The organism is Acidimicrobiales bacterium (assembly GCA_036378675.1).
Taxonomy (GTDB): Bacteria; Actinomycetota; Acidimicrobiia; order Acidimicrobiales; family Palsa-688; genus DASUWA01.
This window is the reverse complement of sequence record DASUWA010000001.1, coordinates 26297-42710: the sequence shown is the minus strand read 5'-3', so window position 1 is coordinate 42710 and position 16414 is coordinate 26297. Positions and strand designations below refer to the sequence as shown.

Sequence of the window (16414 nt, the reverse complement as noted above, 5' to 3'; positions counted from 1 at the left end):
GCGCCTACCGGCCTCGAACCTCGAACAAGAAAACGAGTCTGAACTTACCTATCTGCACCTCGTCGCCACTATGGAGTTCGGTCGTCTGATCGATGCGCTCGCGGTTGACGTAGGTGCCGTTGAGAGACCCGACGTCGCTCACCCTGAACGATCGGTTCTCGCTGCGAATCTCGGCATGGCGCCTCGAAACGGTCACGTCATCGAGAAAAATATCGCTGTCGGGGTGGCGCCCGATCGTCGTCGTTCCTACGCCGAGCGCGAACCGGGAACCGGCATTCGGTCCCCTGCGAACGACCAGCATTCCAATCTCGAGCGGGACGTCGGCCACCGAGACGGTCACCTCCTCGTCGCCCACCTCTCCGGCCGCTTCCACCGGTGACAGCGTGATTGTCGTGACGGTCCTGTCCGGGTCCGGGTGTTCTAGAACGGCCCCACAGGAGGAGCAGAAGTTGGCGTTATCGGGATTGCGGTGCCCGCAGCGATTGCAGAAGATCGACGCCACTACCAGATCGTCAGCTCTCGGTCAGCTTGCGGTATCCATCGGCGTCCAACAGGTTGTCGAATGAGGCGGCGTCCGCTGGGCGGATAACGCAGATCCATCCCTCGCCGTAGGGGTCCTCGTTGAGCCGTTGGGGCGCGTCGCCCAGTTCCGCGTTCACCTCCACCACCGTGCCCGCGACCGGCGAGTAGACGTCTGAAACCGACTTCGTCGACTCCACCTCAGCGAACGAATCTCCCTCGGTCACGCTGGCCCCGGGTTCGGGGAGCTGCACGAAGACGACGTCGCCGAGAGCGTCCTGCGCGTAATCCGTGATACCTATGCGAATGAGGTCCCCTTCCAGGCGAGCCCATTCATGGTCCGAGGTGTAGCGCAGCTCGTCAGGGACAATCATGGACCCGGAACTTACTGGACGCGTGCGCAGGCTGCTCCCAATGCCGTTCGAGGGGACCGGGTCGCCAGGTCAAGAACGCAGCAGATTGCGGATCCGTCGCGCGTACTCCTGCGCTCGCGCGCGGGCGTCGGCATCCGAGGACGCCTCCGCCCACACGTGCGTCAGAGGCTCCTCGGCGTCGGGGAAAACCAAAGCCCAGCCGTCGTCATGGAGAACCTTCACTCCATCGACGAGAAGCAGGTCACGGTCCTTGGCCCACTCCATGACCATCCGCATCACGAGCCCCTTCTTCTCCCACGGGGTGACCACGGCCTCGTGAGCGACCCGCACCGATGGCAGCTCGGCCACGACCTCCGACATCCGGCGCCGCACCCCCGCCATCAGGGCGAGAGTGTCGACCAGAGCGGCGACCGCGTCGTAGGCCGGTAGGAAAGCCGGGAAGATGTACCCGCCCTCCTGGCTGGCCGCGTACCGGACTCCGGGCCGGGAAGCGATCTCCATGAGATGAGGGGTCGACAGCTTGGTCCAAAGGAGAGTCGCACCCGCGTCGTCGCACATCCGCTCCACCGCCCTGCCGACCGAGACGGGTAACGCGACGGTCGGAGGCGGGCCCCCCCTTCGCTGTGCGTCGTCGAGCACCAGACGCAGCAGTGCCATGAGCCCCTGGTCGTCGCTGAGAACATGGCCGTTGTCGTCGACGAAGGTGACGTATTCCCCGTCGGTGTCGATCACTGCCCCCAAGTGGGCGCCGGACGCGCGAACCAGGTCGGAGACCTGCTCGGCGTGCTCCCAACGATCGAAGGTGAGCGACTGACGGGTTGACGCGTACGGGTTGACGGACAGGACCTCCGCCCCGAGCTTGGCCAGAACGTTCGGCATGACAAAGCTCGCCGCGCCGTACGCGTAGTCCAGCACGACCTTGAAACGGGCCGCTTTCACCGCTTCGACGTCTACGTTCTCGATGAGCACCGCCGTGTAGAACTCCGCGGTGCGCACCGGGAACCGGATATCGCCGATCTCGCCGGCGAGCGAGCGCCGGTAGTCCTCCCGGTAGAAGAGGCGTTCGATCTTCTTCTGGGTCGCTTCGGAAATGTCGATCCCGCCGGAGTCGAAGAAGCGGATCACGACCGACTGGGGATCATCGGGGGCCAGACGCACGGTCAGGCCGCCGGCGCCTCCTTCGATTCGGACGCCGAACCGGGTCACTGGAACGGTGGCCACTTCGAGGTCCGCGACGTCGACGCCCGCGGCGTTGAGGCCGACCATCATCGCTCGTTTCAGGACCCGCGAGGCGCGGCTCGTGTCTCGGGATGCGACCACCGTGGAGCCCTTCTTCATGGTGGTCCCGTACGCCATGGCAAGCCGCAAGGCCAGCTGTGGCGAGATGTCGACGTTGGCGAGACCTGCGACCCCGAGCCGGCCGAAGAGGTTCCGGGCGCCGCGCGATTCCCAGACGATCGACGAGTTGACGATCGCGCCGTGCTCGACGGTCTTGAACGGGTAGACCTTGACGCCGGGGTTGATAACGGCGTGGTCTCCGACGAAGCATTCGTCCCCCAATACGACGCCTTCTTCGAGACGGGCGCCTCGACGCAGGTCGCTCGACCGGCCCACGACGGCACCGCGGAGTCGGACGCCGGCACCCAGGTACACATTGTCGTGGACGACCGACCGTTCGATGAACGCGTCGGGTCCGACTCGCACGTTGGAACCGAGAACTGTGTATTCGGCAAGACGAGCTCCGGCCTCGACCCTGCAGTAGTCACCGATGATCGCCGGCCCATCGACAGTGGCGGCCGGGTCGATCTCGGATCCCTCTCCGAGCCATACTCCTTCGCCCAGCCGGAATCCGGGGATCTCAAGTCCGACCTGCGCGTCGAGTACGTCCTGGTGCGCCTTGACGTACGCGTCGAGCGTGCCGACGTCCTCCCAGTAACCCTCGGCTACATAGCCGAATATCGGTCGCCCGTCGTCGAGCAGCTTCGGGAAGACATCGGACGAGAAGTCGACCGGCTTCTCTGGCGGGATGTACTCGAAGACGTCGGGTTCGAGCACGTAAACGCCGGTGTTAATGGTGTCGGAGAAGACCTGGCCCCAGCTCGGCTTTTCGAGGAACCGCTCGACGGCGCCGTCTTCTTTGGTGATTACGATCCCGAAGTCGAGGGGGTTCTCCATCGCCTTCAGCCCGATCGTCGCGAGAGCCTTCTTCTCACGGTGGTATTCGACGATCGCGCCCAGATCGATATCCGTCAGCACGTCGCCCGAGATGACCAGGAACGTTTCCGTCAACTCGGCCATCGCGTTCCTGACCGAGCCGGCAGTGCCGAGGGGGTTCTCTTCGGTCGCGTACACCATCTTGACGCCGAACTCCGAGCCGTCCCCGAAGTAGGTCCTGATCGCGTTCGCCTGGTAAGCGACAGTGACGACGATGTCATGCAGGGCGTGCTTCTTGAGCAGCTCGACGATGTGCTCCATCATCGGCCGGTTGGCGATCGGCATCATCGGCTTCGGTTGGTTGCTGGTAAGCGGCCGCAGTCGGGTCCCCTCTCCGCCCGCCATGATCACGGCCTTCACGCGGGCGCCCCCTCCCGCTCATTGCGGCTTTCCGCGAGCGCTGCACGCGCCTTGGGCAGGTAAGTGACTGCGGCGTACCAACCGAGCGCCTGAGCGGGAATGACGGCGATCCAGGCGAGTGCTTCGGCAACCGAGTGCCAGCTGTCGTTGGCGTGCCCGGCTAGAAACAGCGGAAACGCGAACATCATCCCGAAGGTGCCGGCCTTGCCCGCCCATTGGACGTCCATGCGCCGCCCTCCGGCCGCGGCGACAAAGAGGAAACCGCCGGCGACCAGCGCCTCGCGGCTCAGCGCGATAACCGCAACCCACAGGGGTATCGCCCCGACCGCGATGATCGCTATCGCGGCGACCCCGAGCAGCAACCTGTCAGCGATCGGGTCCAGCACCTTGCCGAGTGTGGACACCTGGTTGAAGTGACGGGCGACGTAGCCGTCGACCCCATCGGTTGCGCCGAGAACGCCGAGCAGGAGTGCGGCCGGATACCAGCCGGCTCGGTGCGGTCGCGCGATCAGAAGGACGAAAAGAGGTATGCAGAGAAGCCGGAGAAGGGTCACCAGATTCGGCACGGTGAGGATCCGGCTCTCCTCCCGCGACTGGGCGACCATGCCGGGAGTCTACGGTCGCGAGACCCCGGTTTGCTGGTTAGGGGACGAACTCACGCTGGTGCGATTCCGAGAACCAATCTGACGTTGACGTAAGAGTTCGAGGTAACCTGGTCGATGATGGCAGACCGGTCCCCCCCGCGGGCTGAGCAGAACCCGCGCTACAAGTGGATCGCCCTGTCGAACACGACGCTCGGCGTGTTGATGGTGACGATCAACCAGTCGATCCTGCTGATCTCGCTCCCGAACATCTTCCAGGGAATCCACCTCGACCCGCTGGGACCCGCCAACACCTCGTACCTCCTTTGGATGCTGATGGGTTTCCTGCTCGTCACCGCGGTCCTGGTGGTGAGCTTCGGGCGTATCGGCGACATGTTCGGCCGGGTCCGGATGTACAACCTCGGCTTCGCGGTCTTCACCTTCTTTTCGATACTCCTGTCCGTCACGTGGATGACCGGCACCGTCGCGGCGATCTGGCTGATCGTCATGCGGGTGTTTCAAGGAGTAGGTGGGGCCCTGCTCTTCGCGAACTCGAGCGCGATCCTCACTGATGCGTTCCCACCCAACGAGCGCGGGATGGCGATGGGCATCAACGGCGTCGCTGCCGTGAGCGGATCTTTTATCGGGTTGATCCTCGGGGGCCTCCTAGCCCCAGTCGAGTGGCGGCTCGTATTTCTGGTGTCCGTCCCGGTCGGGCTGTTTGCGACCATCTGGGCCTACCTGAAGCTGCACGACAACGGGGTTCGCACCCCCTCGCGTATCGACTGGGCCGGGAACATCACATTCGCGTTGGGGTTGATTCTCCTGCTCGTCGGAATCGTGTACTCCATCCAGCCCTACGGCCACCACACCATGGGCTGGACCAATCCCTTCGTCGACGCGACGATCGCGGCGGGAATCGTCCTGCTGGTGCTCTTCGTCTTCATAGAGTTCAGGGTTCCGGAGCCGATGTTCAGGCTCCATCTGTTCCGGATCCGTGCGTTCACCGCCGGCTCGGTCGCGGGGGCGTTCGGCGCCATGGGCAGAGGCGGGCTTCAGTTCGTCCTGATCATCTGGCTACAGGGCATCTGGCTGCCGCTCCACGGCTACAGCTTCGACCAGACTCCCTTGTGGGCGGGCATCTACATGATCCCGATGACCGTCGGCTTTCTCGCATCCGGCCCGATATCAGGAGTGCTCTCGGATCGCTTCGGGGCACGACCGTTCGCGACCGCGGGGCTCGCGATCAGCGGACTTGCCTTCATCCTGATGAACCTGCTCCCGATCAACTTTTCCTACCTCGCATTTGCGGTTCTGATCCTCGTTTGGGCTCTGGGTGCCGGGATGTTCTTTTCTCCGAACCAGGCGGCGGTGATGAACAGTCTCCCGGCGAGCCAACGCGGTGTGGGAGCTGGAATGCTGACCACCTTCCAGAACTCGGCGAACGTCCTGTCGATGGGAGCGTTCTTCACGGTCATCACGCTCGGACTGGCCGCCAGCCTTCCCTCGCATCTGTACAGCGGGCTGGTGGCCCAGGGAGTGCCAGCCGGTGCCGCCCGGTCGGTGGCGTCGCTTCCGCCGATCGGCGCCCTGTTCTCCGCCTTTCTGGGGTACAACGCGGTTCAGATCGAGCTCGGTCACACGGGCGTTCTGACCGCTCTCCCCCATTCGAAGGCCGCGTACCTCACCGGCCGTGAGTTCTTCCCGCGATTGATCTCTTCCCCGTTCGCTCACGGTCTGCATCTCGCGCTCTACTTCGCGGCGGCGGTCACCCTGGTCGCTGCGGTGGCGTCGGTCCTGCGCGGGGCGCAATACGTGCACCAGCGTGAGACGTTGTCGGCGGAGATAGGAGAGGGACTCGCCGGCGCAGGCGAGGTGGCCGCGGCGAGCGTTGAGGTGGAGGCTTTCAACAGCGCAGCTCTTGAAGGAGCATCGGATTGACTTCTTCACGGAGGCCCAAGGTCGCCACACCCGATGCGGCGATTCCCGACATCGAAATGCTGGGCATCAGCCGCGCCGCGGCGGAATGCGGCGTTTCCGAGCGAGCGCTTCGTTACTACCAGCAGATCGGTCTGCTGAAGCCGACCGGGCGCACCCCCGGAGGGATGCGCCGCTACGCACCGTCCGACTTGGACAGGGTCCGGCGCATCCGAGATCTGCAGTCTCTCCTCGGGTTCAACCTCGACGAGATCAGGGTCATCCTCGACAGCGACGATCGGCTCGCCGCGATAAAGGAGCAGTACCACGCAGCGTCGGAAGGGTCGCCACGACGTCGGGACCTTCTGCGCCAGGCGCTCGAGGTCCGCGAAGAGCTCATGCGAACCGTCGACGCCAAGCTCGCTGCTTTGCATGACTTCCGCGCCGAGCTCGAAACGTCGAGAACCCGCGTCAGCCGGTTGCTGACAGAGATCAGCGGCACGGTCAAGGTCTGACCGGCTCGTCAGCGACCGAAGCGGCGGAGGCGACGGAAGCGGCGGTCAGGGAGAGACGAGCTGCCAGCGCAAATGTCCCCTGCCGTCCATTTCGGTTACTTCGACGTTCGATGCTCCCGCCCTAGGGAGGCCGGTGACGGAGCATTCGAAGCTGAGCCCGGCCTTCACCGGTTCGGACGACGGGCAGGTGACCGTGGGCAGGTTGGTGAGCCCTTTCTCGGTCTGGATGCCGAGCTCGATCTGAGATGAGATATCACGGCCGCTAAGTGAGTGCGGACTTGGATGGGTCAGGTCGGCGCCGGCGCCGAAGATGATCCCTATGGCCAAAAGAGCGGCGAGAGCGATGACTCCGGGGACGAAGCGATTGCGCCGGGGGCCGGCGGCCGTCGCCACTCGGTGGCTACCAGGCCGGGGTGTACCCGCCGCGGCCCATCGCGGCCGAGGTCTCCCAGTCGATGTCCTCGTCCACGCCCCCGATCACTTCGGTGACCCAGTCGAGACGCTCTTTCAGAATCCGCTCCACTCCGGCCTGAAGCGTCGTGCTGCTGATTGCGCATGAGGAGCATGAGCCCTGCAGCTGCACTTCGACGACGCCGGACTCGACGTCAGCGCTCACCAGCACCAGGTCGCCACCGTCGGATTGGACGGCCGGGCGCATGAGGTCCATCAGCTCATTGAGATTGGCGAGGCGCTGAGCACGTTCGTCGTCGGTAATCACGTCTCCATTCTGCCAGGAGGAGGCGGCCTCGCGGCAGTTGACCTCGCAACAGTCGGCCCCGGGGATCGCGCCCCGGGGCCATTCCTGTCGGGCGGGCGGGACTTGAACCCGCGGCCCCCAGACCCCCAGTCTGGTGCGCTACCAAACTGCGCCACCGCCCGGTGGGACTACGACCCTAGTCCGTTAGATGTGCTTGGGAAGCCACTCGATGAGCCAGTAGATCCGGTACACCATGTACACGGCCAAGGCTGCCAGCATCAGCTTGAAGTGCCATGGGACCCCCTTGCGGGGGGCGACGAGGACCCGGCCACAACTCGGACATATCCGTTCTTCGCCCAGGGTCTCGTCGTTCCAGAACTTGCTGCAGTCGTCGCACCAAGGCACCGGTTCAAAGGTACCGCCGCTTGAAAAAATCTAGATCCGGCGCACCGCCAGGATCGCCACATCGTCGCTCAGCGGCTCGGATGCGAAGTCGCGGGCCGCTTCGAGAAGCGACTTGCAGAGGATGGTCGTGTCCTGTCCAGGGTCGCGCCGGATGAGCGCGGCGATCCGGTCCTCGCCGAACACTTGGCCGCCCGAGCGCGCCTCGGCTAGACCGTCGGTGTAAAGCACGAGGAGGTCGCCGCTCGTCAACGGCAGTTCCCTCGAGTAGTACCCGGCGATCGGGTCGAGCGTCAGAAGCGGCCCCGTCGCCCGTAGCGAACGCATCTCGGAGTCCTGCCACAGCCACGCAGGCGGATGCCCCGCCGAAGCATGCCGCAACGTGCCGGCATCGCTGTCGAAGACGACGACACACACCGACACCAGATCCTCCGGCCTGCTCCCCGTCGACATCAACTTGTTCAGCTCTTCCAGGGCCTGCGCCGGGTCGCGGTACTGCCGCAGGAACGTACGCAACAGGTACTTCACCTGGAAGGCGGTGATCGACGGTTCGATCCCGTGCCCCGCAACGTCGCCGATCACAACAGCCATTCGTCCGGGGCCGGTAACGAACACGTCGTAGAAGTCCCCGGCCATCATCCCGGTTCCCGGCTCGTACACCCGCCCTAGATCGAAACCCTCGATGTGCGGAAGGCTTTCGGGCGCCAACCGGTCCGCCCATCGACGTGGGGCGAGCTGCTCCTGGGCAAGTACCTCCTCCGCGCGGCGCTCCAGCATCGCCCTGTTCTCCGCGAGTCGGGCCTCGTCGAAAAAGCGCGGCGCGTAACGAATCGACACAACAACCGGGATGCTCACCGCCAACAACGGCAGCTCGTACCAGACCGAACGCGACCAGGATGCCACCGCCAGGGCGACGGTCAGGATCGAGTACAGGATCGCGGTGTGGAGGTCCTTGTCGAACGCCGAGCGGGCCAGCTCGGCCGCGTCGCGGCCGTGGGAAGATGACGCCGTCTCGGCCTCGATTCGGCGCGCCGCGCGCGCCAGGCGGGCCGCTGCCCGCCCCCAAAGCGCGGCGGCTATCGCACAAAACACCGCCGCCGCGGCCAGCCACGGCTGCGTGAACATGCCCAAAACGCTATCCGAAGGACGTCCCTGCTATTTCAATGCGGTGTTAAGTTCCTGGGGCTAACTCGCGCGACGCCGAACCCTGAAAACGATCGGCGTAGCACCGAATGCAAAGTGCTCTCTGAGGCGCCGTTCCAGGTAGCGCAGGTAGGGAGCCGGCACCGATTTGGTGGCAAAGAGGGTGAAGGTGGGAGGGTCTGTCCCGCCCTGGGTCGCGTACAGGATCCGGCCTCCGGGTGACCGGTGCGCCGACTGTGCGAGCGCGATCACCCGGTTCAGCTCGGCTGTCGGCACCCGCTTTCCCGAAGCATCCATGGCGTCGAGCAGCGCCGGAAGGAGTTTGTGGACGCCCAGACCGGTGCGAGCGCTGATCTTCAGCACCGGGGCGTAGGAAAGGAACCCAAGCCGGTCCTCGACCTCTGAGGTGACCTCTGTGCGCCGCTCTGAGTCGAGCAACTCCCACTTGTTGAGGAGGATGACGATCGGGCTGCCGGAAGCGTCCACGCGTTCGGCCAGGCGCTGGTCCTGCTTGGTAACACCGTCGGTAGCGTCGATCACCAACAGCGCAACCTGGGCCCGGTCCAAGGCTTGCAACGCGCGCACCAGTGAGTAGTACTCCGCACCCTCGGCTTCCTTGGCTCGCCGGCGCATGCCGGCCGTGTCGATGAAGCGGATGTCGCCATCAGGCGTTGATACGAGCGTGTCAACCGAGTCACGGGTCGTTCCGGGAACGTCATGAACCACTGAGCGCTCGTCGCCGATGAGCCGGTTGAACAGAGTCGACTTGCCGACGTTAGGTCGGCCGACGATCGCGACCGACGGCGCATTCGTGGCCGGCTCGTCCTCCGGCTGCGCACGTGGCTGAGGAAAAAGAGCCACCACCGCGTCCAGCATGTCCCCTGTCCCTCTGCCGTGAATCGCGCTGACCGGAATTGGGTCCCCGAGTCCGAGCCTTGCAAATACCCACGCGTCGGCGTCGCGGCTCTCGCCGTCCACCTTGTTGGCAACGACGACAACCGGTCGCCCCGTCCGTCGAAGCAGTTCTGCGACCTTCGCATCCTCGTCAGTGATGCCCACTGATGTGTCGATGACGAAAACAACCACATCGGCATCCTTCACCGCCCGCTCGCTCTGAGCACTCACCTGCGCGTCGAGCGTGCTGCCTGCCGCCAGCCAACCGCCCGTGTCGGCGACGGTGAACTCTCTTCCCGCCCATTCGGCATCGAGAAACTTCCGATCGCGGGTTACACCGGGCTGCTCTTCCACGATCGCCTCGCGACGACCGACGATCCTGTTGACCAGGGTGCTCTTTCCGACGTTCGGCCTCCCGACCACTGCGACGACCGGCCGTGTGGAGACAGCGGTAGTCGCCGACCCGGAGTCCTTTTTCATTTGGAGCTTCCGACGAGCGCGGCGCGCAAGGCCGCCCCGTCGGATGCAACGACCTCGACGTGACGGGGAAGATCAGTCAGCGCGATGCCGTCGAGGAAACGCCCGCTCGACAGGCATACGTCTGGCAGGAGGTAGCGGCGACCGATCGGCGCGTTGCTGAGGGCCACGGTGAGGTCTGACCCGGTTAGAAGGCCGGCGACGCCGGTGTTGCCCCCGAAGAAGGAGTTCGTGATCGCCATCACCTCGGCGTCCGGCGCTACTTCGGCTATCAACGGCGCGAGCACGCGGGCTCCGTAAACACCGGTGACCACGGTGACCGGCGCCTCCTTCGACGGGGCAATGTTCAGGCCGTTGGTGCGAGGGGCGCGGTAGCCGGCCGCCGGCGCACCGTCGACCGACTGGAAGAAGCCGCCCGGTCCGCCCTCGGGAGCCTCGAGACGCCCTCGGAACCGAGCTTCGAAGGCTGCGGCCATGCCGACACCGTTTTCGTGCTGAGCAACCGCGCCGTAGGTCTCGATCGTGGGAAAGGGGCGGCCGGCCAACAGGTAGTACTCGTCGGCGGCGTACACGAGACGCCGGCCGAGAGCCAGGAGGAAGGTCTCCTGCCAGCTCTCAACCAGGTCCACGACCCGTTCGGCTTCGTCCTTTGTGTGCGGCCGCATCGCCGGCTCGTTGTTGAAACGGCTCACTCCGAGAGGGACGCAAGCGATGCTGGCCAGCTCCGGGTATCGGTCGAGGACACCGGCGAGCGTGTCGTCGAGTATCGCCGCGTCGTTGACTCCGGGACAGACGACTATCTGTCCGTGAATCTCGATTCCGTTGTCGAGCAGAGCTCGTAGCCACCGTAGGCTGGTGGCACCGCGAGGATTGCGCAACATCCTTGCCCTGACATCGGGATCTGTGGCGTGAATGCTCACCCACAGCGGGGACAGTCCTTCGGTGACGACTCTCTCGAGATCGAGCTCGGTGAACCGGGTGAGGGTCGTGAAGTTGCCGTACAGGAACGACAGGCGATAGTCGTCGTCGCGGGTGTAAAGGCTCTTGCGCATGCCCTTGGGCAGCTGGTGGATGAAGCAGAACTCGCAGTGGTTGTCGCATGTTCGCACCCGGTCGAAGAGTGCGGCGTCGACCTCGATCCCGAGCGGTTCCGCCCCGTTCCGCTCGACCTCGAGCGACAACTCGAGACCGCCTCGCCGCACGTCGAACGCGATCCGGTCCTGGTCGGCGATGAGCTGGTATTCGATGATGTCGCGGGGGAGCTGGCCTTCCATCGCAGCGATCTCGTCGCCTGGCTGGAAACCGGCCCGGGCGGCTGGCGACCCAGGGGTCACCGCCACCACACGGGGCATGGACATGGCCCCTCAAGGATAGGTGAGTTCCACGCCCGGCCATCACAATGACCCGGCACGCGGACCCGCCGGCCGGGACCTGGCCTCCTCTGGAGCGCGGGGACCCAACCCCACACCGGCCGTAAGCCGTGATCCGGCAGCCCGGTAGCCTGGGGGTCGTGAACGTGGAGAAGGTGCTGCTCGCGTCGCCCCGCGGGTTCTGCGCCGGCGTGGAGATGGCGATCAAATCACTGGCGTGGATGACGAGGGTGTTCGAGCCGCCCGTGTACTGCTACCACGAGATCGTCCACAACAAGGTTGTCGTCGACCGGTTCCGCGAGATGGGCGTTGTCTTCGTCGAGGACGTGGCCGAGGTGCCCCAGGGCGCACCGATGATGCTTTCCGCTCACGGTTCCCCTCCCGAGATCGTCGCCGCGGCTCGAGAGCGCGGCGGCGCCGTCGTGAACGCGGTTTGCCCGCTGGTGAAGAAGGTCCACCATGAGGTGAAGGTCAGGTCGGGGAAGGGTTACTCCATCGTCTACGTCGGCCACGAGGGTCACCAGGAAGCGATCGGGACCACTGCGGTCGCTCCAGACGCGGTTCATCGGGTAGAGCACCTTGAAGAGTTGGAGGCGCTGCCCAGCTTCGATGGTCCGGTCGCTTTTCTCGCCCAGACCACCTTGGCGGTAGATGAATGGGAGGCTCTTCTGGAGGCGGCTCGAACTCGCTGGCCGGATGTGTGGGTGCCGGGTACGTCCGACCTGTGCTTTGCGACGACCAACCGCCAGAAGGCCCTGAAGACCATCGCCCCCCGCTGTGACGAGGTGGTGGTGATCGGGTCGGAGAACTCGTCGAACACGCGGGCGCTGGAGCGCACCGCCATCGCCGCCGGTTGTCCCCGCGTGCTGCGGGTCAACGGCCCCCACGAGCTGCCCGACGATGTCTCCGGTACCGTAGGCGTCATCGCCGGCGCGTCGGCTCCGGAGGAAGTTGTCGAAGCGATCATCGCCAAGCTCGCACCCCGGAAGGGTGTCGAGGAAGTACGGGCCGTCGACGAGGACGAGTACTTCCCGCTCCCACGCGAGCTACGGGACTCGGTTCGCAACCTCGCAGCGGCCGCAGCGGTCGCCGGACTGGCGCCCGGGGCCGATCCGACCGCCGGCGGGACTCCCCTCCCCGACGATCGCGAGATGTCGGCTGCTATGGCTCTCGCGGGGCTAACCCACTAGCCCAGAGTTACGGAACTGCTCATGAGTCCCCGGAACGGTCCCCGAGGCGGAGGCCTAGGCCCGGCCTGCGCCTCTGAGAGCCTCGTCAAAGAGGTCTTGCAAGGTGGAGTGCAGCCGTTGGGAGACCTCGGCGACGGCACGCCGGGAGACCCGTGAGCCTTCCGAACGCGCAGGCGCCGGGATCGGCTCGCCGACGACCATCACCACCTTGACGGGCGAGATCCGCTTGCTGCCCTTCCGCATCGCCCATTCGCTTCCGCCTATGCCGACCGGCAGGATGGGGACCCCGGCCCGCGCCGCCACGAACGCGGCTCCCTCGAACAGGGGCTGCACGATCGGCCCGGACTGGCGGGTGCCCTCGGGGAACAACACGACCGGTTCGCCACCTGCGAGCGCAGCTTCGCACTTGCGAAGAGCCTCCCGATCGGGTGTGCCCCGATGAACCGGGAACGCTCCGAGCGAACTGAAGAGAGCACCCGACCACTGGTACTTCCACAGGCTGTCCTTGCCCATGAACCGGATCCGCCTGTGGGTCAGGCAGCCTGAGAGAAGGGTGTCGATGTTCGACCTGTGGACTGGTGCGATCACGAATGGCCCCGAGGCCGGCACGTTGACCTTGCCCCGGATCTCCACTCGCCAGTAGAGGCGGCAGACCACCTCGACCAGGCCCCGGGCGAACGCGTACCAGGCGAGCGCGATCCGCGAAGACGAAGACCCGGGCAGCGTGTCGGCGGACAGCGGTCTTGCGGGCTTCGGATCGCGCAATGGCTCAACCGTCACGCCGGGTTCTTTCTGCCATCTCGAGAACGGTCGTCACCACGGCATCTACTCCTAGGCCGGTCGTGTCGAGCACGACTGCGTCCGGCGCAACGCTAAGAGGCGACGACGCTCTGGTCGAATCGGCATGATCTCGGCGGGCGATATCCGCGGCGACCTGGTCGTATTGGAGATCGAGCATTTCCTTGCTTCTCCGGCTCGCCCGCTCGGTGTCGTCCGCGGTCAGGTACACCTTCACGTCCGCTTCCGGAAATACGACGGTCCCGATGTCCCGGCCTTCGACCACCCCACCGTCATGCCCGGACGCCCATTCGCGCTGCCTTGCAACCAGCTCGGCTCTGACCGCGGGATTCGCGGCCACGACGCTCACCGCTCGGGTCACTTCGGGGCTTCTTATCTCGATTGTGGCGTCGGCTCCGTCCACCTTCACCGACTCCCCCACTTCGAGATCGATCTGGCGCGCAAGCTCCGCAACCCTTTCTGCGTCATCGGGATCAATGCCCCTGCGGATCGCGGCAAAGGCTACGGCCCGGTACATCGCGCCCGTGTCCAGATAGTCCAACCCGAGACGCGATGCGACCGCTTTCGCGACGGTCGACTTGCCGGATCCCGCCGGGCCGTCGATCGCTATCACGCGCATCTGCGTTGGTCCTGCTCGAAATCGGGATAGCTCGTCATCACCGAGTCCCAACCCTCGATCGACACCCGCGACGCCGAGGCCATTCCGGCGACGGCCATAGCCATGGCTATTCGGTGGTCTCCGGCGGCGTCCACGGCTCCGCCGGCGAGCGGCTTCCCACCGGAGCCCCAGACGACCAGCCCGTCGTCACGAGGTTCGGCGGTTCCCCCGATCGACGACAAGGCCGCAACGGTGCTCGCGATCCTGTCGCTCTCCTTCACCTTCAGCTCGGAAGCGTCCGCGAAAACCGTCTCGCCATCCGCCAACGCGGCCGCCACCGCAAGGACAGGGATCTCGTCAATCAGAGTAGGCACTTCCGTTCCGTCTACCCGGGTCGAGGTGAGCGGTGAGTAACGCGCTCGGATCGTCGACGTTGAGTTGGCGGGGTCCTCGTCGGTCACTTGAATGTCGGCTCCCATCCGACGGAGGACCTCGAGGAAACCGGCTCGCGCGACACCGGTGTACACCCGCTCGACCGTCAGGTCACTGCCAGGGGTGACGCACGCGGCGACGATCCAGAACGCCGCCTGAGAAGGATCCCCCGGCACGTCGATGTCGAGCGGTGAGAGAACCGATCGGCGCACTGTGACCCGCCCGGGTGACACGGAGATGTCGGCGCCGCACTGTGCGAGAAGTTCTTCGGTGTGGATCCTTGTGGTGGCATCTTCCAGGACTGTCGTAGCACCGTCAGCGGATATTCCGGCGAGGAGCACCGCTCCCTTGACCTGGGCGCTCGGAACTGGCACCCGGTACTCGATGCCATGCAGCGAACCGCCGCGGACGACGAGCGGAGGAAACCGCCCGCCTTCGCGGCCGTCGATGCGGGCCCCCATCTGCCGCAATGGCTCAGCCACCCGATCCATAGGCCGGCGAGCGATCGACTTGTCTCCGACGAGCACGGTGACCCCGTCGACCCCGGCGGCCCAACCTGACAGCAGCCGGATGCCGGTGCCAGAGTTCCCGACGTCGATCACGGTCTGTGGTTCGCTGGGCGATCCGCCCCGGACACGAATAGCTCCCGTGGCGAACCGGTCGACCTCGGCACCGAAGGCTTCAATGGCATCGAGCGTGTGAGCGACGTCATGCCCTTCGGAGAGCCCGCGAATGGTGGACGTTCCGTCGGCCTTTGCCGCTAGGAGCAGGCAGCGGTGCGAAATCGACTTGTCGCCGGGCACGTGAAGGCGGCCCTTCAAACCGTTCTTGGCCCGTTCGGAGAGGTACGTGGTCACGATCCGAGAGGACGAACCGAGCAACGGAAGTCGCGTAAGTGAAGGGCCGATCGGGTCGCTTCGGCGGCCGTGCTGTCGATGACTAGTACGAGTACGCCGCGGTCGCCTTCGGCGCTGTGGGCGATCTCGAGGTCATAGATGTTGATGCCCATCTCGCCGAGAAGAGTCGTCACCTCGGCGAGTACGCCCGGTCTGTCTGGCACTGGAACGCGGACTTCGACGGTGTCACCACCCGCGGGGACTCCGGCCGGGAGGTTGACCCGAGCTTCGCGGGCGCGCTCGAGAACTTTGAGGAGCACGCCCCGTTCCGCGCCGGCCACGACCTCGCGCACATCCCCCAGTGCCGAAATCAGCTGGTCGAGTACGTGGAGGATCGCCTCTTTGTTCTCGGCACACACGTCGGGCCAGATACCGGGTTCCCCCGCCGCGATGCGAGTCATGTCCCGGAAGCCGCCTGCGGCCAGGCGAAGGAGGGCGGAGTGCTCGAGGGCCGCGTCCGAGGCAAGGTTCATGAGGGTGGCTGCGGTCAGGTGGGGGACGTGGGACACCATCGCTACCAGATCGTCGTGACGCGAAGCTGGCAGTTCGACGACGTTGGCGCCGAGGGTCGCCACCACGGACCTGACGGTCGAATAGGCGACTGGATCGGTGTGAGTCGTAGGCGTCAAGACCCAGGTCGCGCCTTCGAACATATCGGGGTCCGAGCCGTCGACACCCGCTTGCTCCGATCCCGCCATCGGGTGGCCGCCCACGAAACGCGGGTCGGCTACCTGATCCAGGATGGGTCCTTTCACGCCGGCCACGTCGGTCACCACTCCCAACCCGGAGTTGAGGGCCGCCTTCGCGGCGTCGACGGCCGATCCGGCTGGGGTGGCGACGAACGTGATCAGTGCCTCGGGATCCCGGCCGGAAGCGTCGATTGCGCCGATCTCGAGTGCCCTTTCGGTACGCGCGGCGTCGAGATCGAAGCCGGTGACCAGCCATCCACGCGCGCGCAACCCTGCCCCGATCGAGCCACCGATGAGTCCGGTGCCGATGATCTGGGCCCTTTGCCGCTGGGGGTCTATCCGCTGCAC

17 protein-coding genes and 1 tRNA gene are annotated in these 16414 nt (G+C 65.5%); 3 read left to right on the top strand and 15 right to left on the bottom strand.

What is annotated here, in order from left to right; translation table 11 throughout:
* Nucleotides 1-4: 4 nt before the first annotated feature.
* From VFZ97_00215 to VFZ97_00200, 4 genes are all read right to left on the bottom strand, one after another.
* Nucleotides 5-502 (bottom strand): FHA domain-containing protein, encoded by a 498-nt coding sequence (locus tag VFZ97_00215; protein ID HEX6391833.1) that lies wholly within the window; start codon nt 500-502, stop codon nt 5-7.
* 10 nt (nt 503-512) lie between these two features.
* On the bottom strand, nt 513-893 hold the full coding sequence (gene gcvH / locus VFZ97_00210) for a glycine cleavage system protein GcvH (protein HEX6391832.1): 381 nt from the start codon (nt 891-893) through the stop codon (nt 513-515).
* Nucleotides 894-962: 69 nt separating this feature from the next.
* Nucleotides 963-3467 (bottom strand): sugar phosphate nucleotidyltransferase, encoded by a 2505-nt coding sequence (locus VFZ97_00205; GenBank protein HEX6391831.1) that lies wholly within the window; start codon nt 3465-3467, stop codon nt 963-965.
* Nucleotides 3464-4072 (bottom strand): CDP-alcohol phosphatidyltransferase family protein, encoded by a 609-nt coding sequence (locus VFZ97_00200; GenBank protein HEX6391830.1) that lies wholly within the window; start codon nt 4070-4072, stop codon nt 3464-3466. The genes VFZ97_00205 and VFZ97_00200 overlap by 4 nt, the downstream gene beginning before the upstream one ends.
* Nucleotides 4073-4189: 117 nt before the next feature.
* Here VFZ97_00200 and VFZ97_00195 point away from each other — a divergent pair, with 117 nt between their 5' ends.
* A complete protein-coding gene (locus VFZ97_00195; protein ID HEX6391829.1) occupies nt 4190-5989 on the top strand; it encodes an MFS transporter in 1800 nt (599 codons plus the stop codon).
* The gene (locus VFZ97_00190; GenBank protein ID HEX6391828.1) at nt 5986-6480 is read left to right on the top strand and encodes a MerR family transcriptional regulator; all 495 of its coding nucleotides are present in this window, start codon (nt 5986-5988) and stop codon (nt 6478-6480) included. The genes VFZ97_00195 and VFZ97_00190 overlap by 4 nt, the downstream gene beginning before the upstream one ends.
* A 45-nt stretch (nt 6481-6525) precedes the next feature.
* Here the strand turns inward: VFZ97_00190 and VFZ97_00185 are convergent, their stop codons facing one another.
* From VFZ97_00185 to VFZ97_00155, 7 genes are all read right to left on the bottom strand, one after another.
* Entirely contained in the window at nt 6526-6873 is a 348-nt protein-coding gene (locus tag VFZ97_00185) for a DUF4333 domain-containing protein (protein HEX6391827.1), read from the bottom strand.
* A gap of 7 nt (nt 6874-6880) precedes the next feature.
* Nucleotides 6881-7198 carry a NifU family protein gene (locus VFZ97_00180; protein HEX6391826.1) on the bottom strand — a complete coding sequence of 106 codons (318 nt, stop codon included), beginning with the start codon at nt 7196-7198 and terminating at the stop codon, nt 6881-6883.
* A gap of 87 nt (nt 7199-7285) precedes the next feature.
* Nucleotides 7286-7359, bottom strand: a tRNA-Pro gene (locus tag VFZ97_00175).
* 22 nt (nt 7360-7381) lie between these two features.
* The gene (locus VFZ97_00170; protein ID HEX6391825.1) at nt 7382-7582 is read right to left on the bottom strand and encodes a hypothetical protein; all 201 of its coding nucleotides are present in this window, start codon (nt 7580-7582) and stop codon (nt 7382-7384) included.
* 30 nt (nt 7583-7612) lie between these two features.
* Nucleotides 7613-8704, bottom strand: coding sequence for a PP2C family protein-serine/threonine phosphatase (locus VFZ97_00165; GenBank protein ID HEX6391824.1), 1092 nt, complete (start codon nt 8702-8704; stop codon nt 7613-7615).
* A 60-nt stretch (nt 8705-8764) separates the two neighbouring features.
* Nucleotides 8765-10096: a ribosome biogenesis GTPase Der gene (gene der, locus VFZ97_00160; GenBank protein ID HEX6391823.1), complete on the bottom strand. Its 1332-nt coding sequence runs from the start codon at nt 10094-10096 to the stop codon at nt 8765-8767.
* The gene (locus VFZ97_00155; protein HEX6391822.1) at nt 10093-11451 is read right to left on the bottom strand and encodes a DUF512 domain-containing protein; all 1359 of its coding nucleotides are present in this window, start codon (nt 11449-11451) and stop codon (nt 10093-10095) included. The genes der and VFZ97_00155 overlap by 4 nt, the downstream gene beginning before the upstream one ends.
* 152 nt (nt 11452-11603) lie before the next feature.
* Here VFZ97_00155 and ispH point away from each other — a divergent pair, with 152 nt between their 5' ends.
* The gene (gene ispH, locus VFZ97_00150) at nt 11604-12653 is read left to right on the top strand and encodes a 4-hydroxy-3-methylbut-2-enyl diphosphate reductase (GenBank protein HEX6391821.1); all 1050 of its coding nucleotides are present in this window, start codon (nt 11604-11606) and stop codon (nt 12651-12653) included.
* 54 nt (nt 12654-12707) lie between these two features.
* Here ispH and VFZ97_00145 read toward each other — a convergent pair whose 3' ends face one another.
* From VFZ97_00145 to VFZ97_00130, 4 genes are read right to left on the bottom strand one after another with little or no spacing between them, the layout of a single operon-like run.
* Nucleotides 12708-13433, bottom strand: coding sequence for a lysophospholipid acyltransferase family protein (locus VFZ97_00145; GenBank protein ID HEX6391820.1), 726 nt, complete (start codon nt 13431-13433; stop codon nt 12708-12710).
* On the bottom strand, nt 13423-14070 hold the full coding sequence (cmk, locus tag VFZ97_00140; protein ID HEX6391819.1) for a (d)CMP kinase: 648 nt from the start codon (nt 14068-14070) through the stop codon (nt 13423-13425). Before cmk ends, VFZ97_00145 begins: the two co-directional genes overlap by 11 nt.
* Nucleotides 14061-15338, bottom strand: a complete 1278-nt coding sequence (gene aroA / locus VFZ97_00135) for a 3-phosphoshikimate 1-carboxyvinyltransferase (protein ID HEX6391818.1) — start codon at nt 15336-15338, stop codon at nt 14061-14063. The genes cmk and aroA overlap by 10 nt, the downstream gene beginning before the upstream one ends.
* The gene (locus VFZ97_00130; protein HEX6391817.1) at nt 15335-16414 is read right to left on the bottom strand and encodes a prephenate dehydrogenase/arogenate dehydrogenase family protein; all 1080 of its coding nucleotides are present in this window, start codon (nt 16412-16414) and stop codon (nt 15335-15337) included. Before VFZ97_00130 ends, aroA begins: the two co-directional genes overlap by 4 nt.

Coding starts and splice junctions, on each gene's coding strand:
- der (HEX6391823.1), bottom strand. CDS start 10,096: ATGAAAAAGGACTCCGGGTCGGCGACTACCGCTGTCTCCACACGGCCG.
- cmk (HEX6391819.1), bottom strand. CDS start 14,070: ATGCGCGTGATAGCGATCGACGGCCCGGCGGGATCCGGCAAGTCGACC.
- VFZ97_00155 (HEX6391822.1), bottom strand. CDS start 11,451: ATGTCCATGCCCCGTGTGGTGGCGGTGACCCCTGGGTCGCCAGCCGCC.
- gcvH (HEX6391832.1), bottom strand. CDS start 893: ATGATTGTCCCTGACGAGCTGCGCTACACCTCGGACCATGAATGGGCT.
- VFZ97_00165 (HEX6391824.1), bottom strand. CDS start 8,704: ATGTTCACGCAGCCGTGGCTGGCCGCGGCGGCGGTGTTTTGTGCGATA.
- VFZ97_00195 (HEX6391829.1), top strand. CDS start 4,190: ATGGCAGACCGGTCCCCCCCGCGGGCTGAGCAGAACCCGCGCTACAAG.
- VFZ97_00200 (HEX6391830.1), bottom strand. CDS start 4,072: ATGGTCGCCCAGTCGCGGGAGGAGAGCCGGATCCTCACCGTGCCGAAT.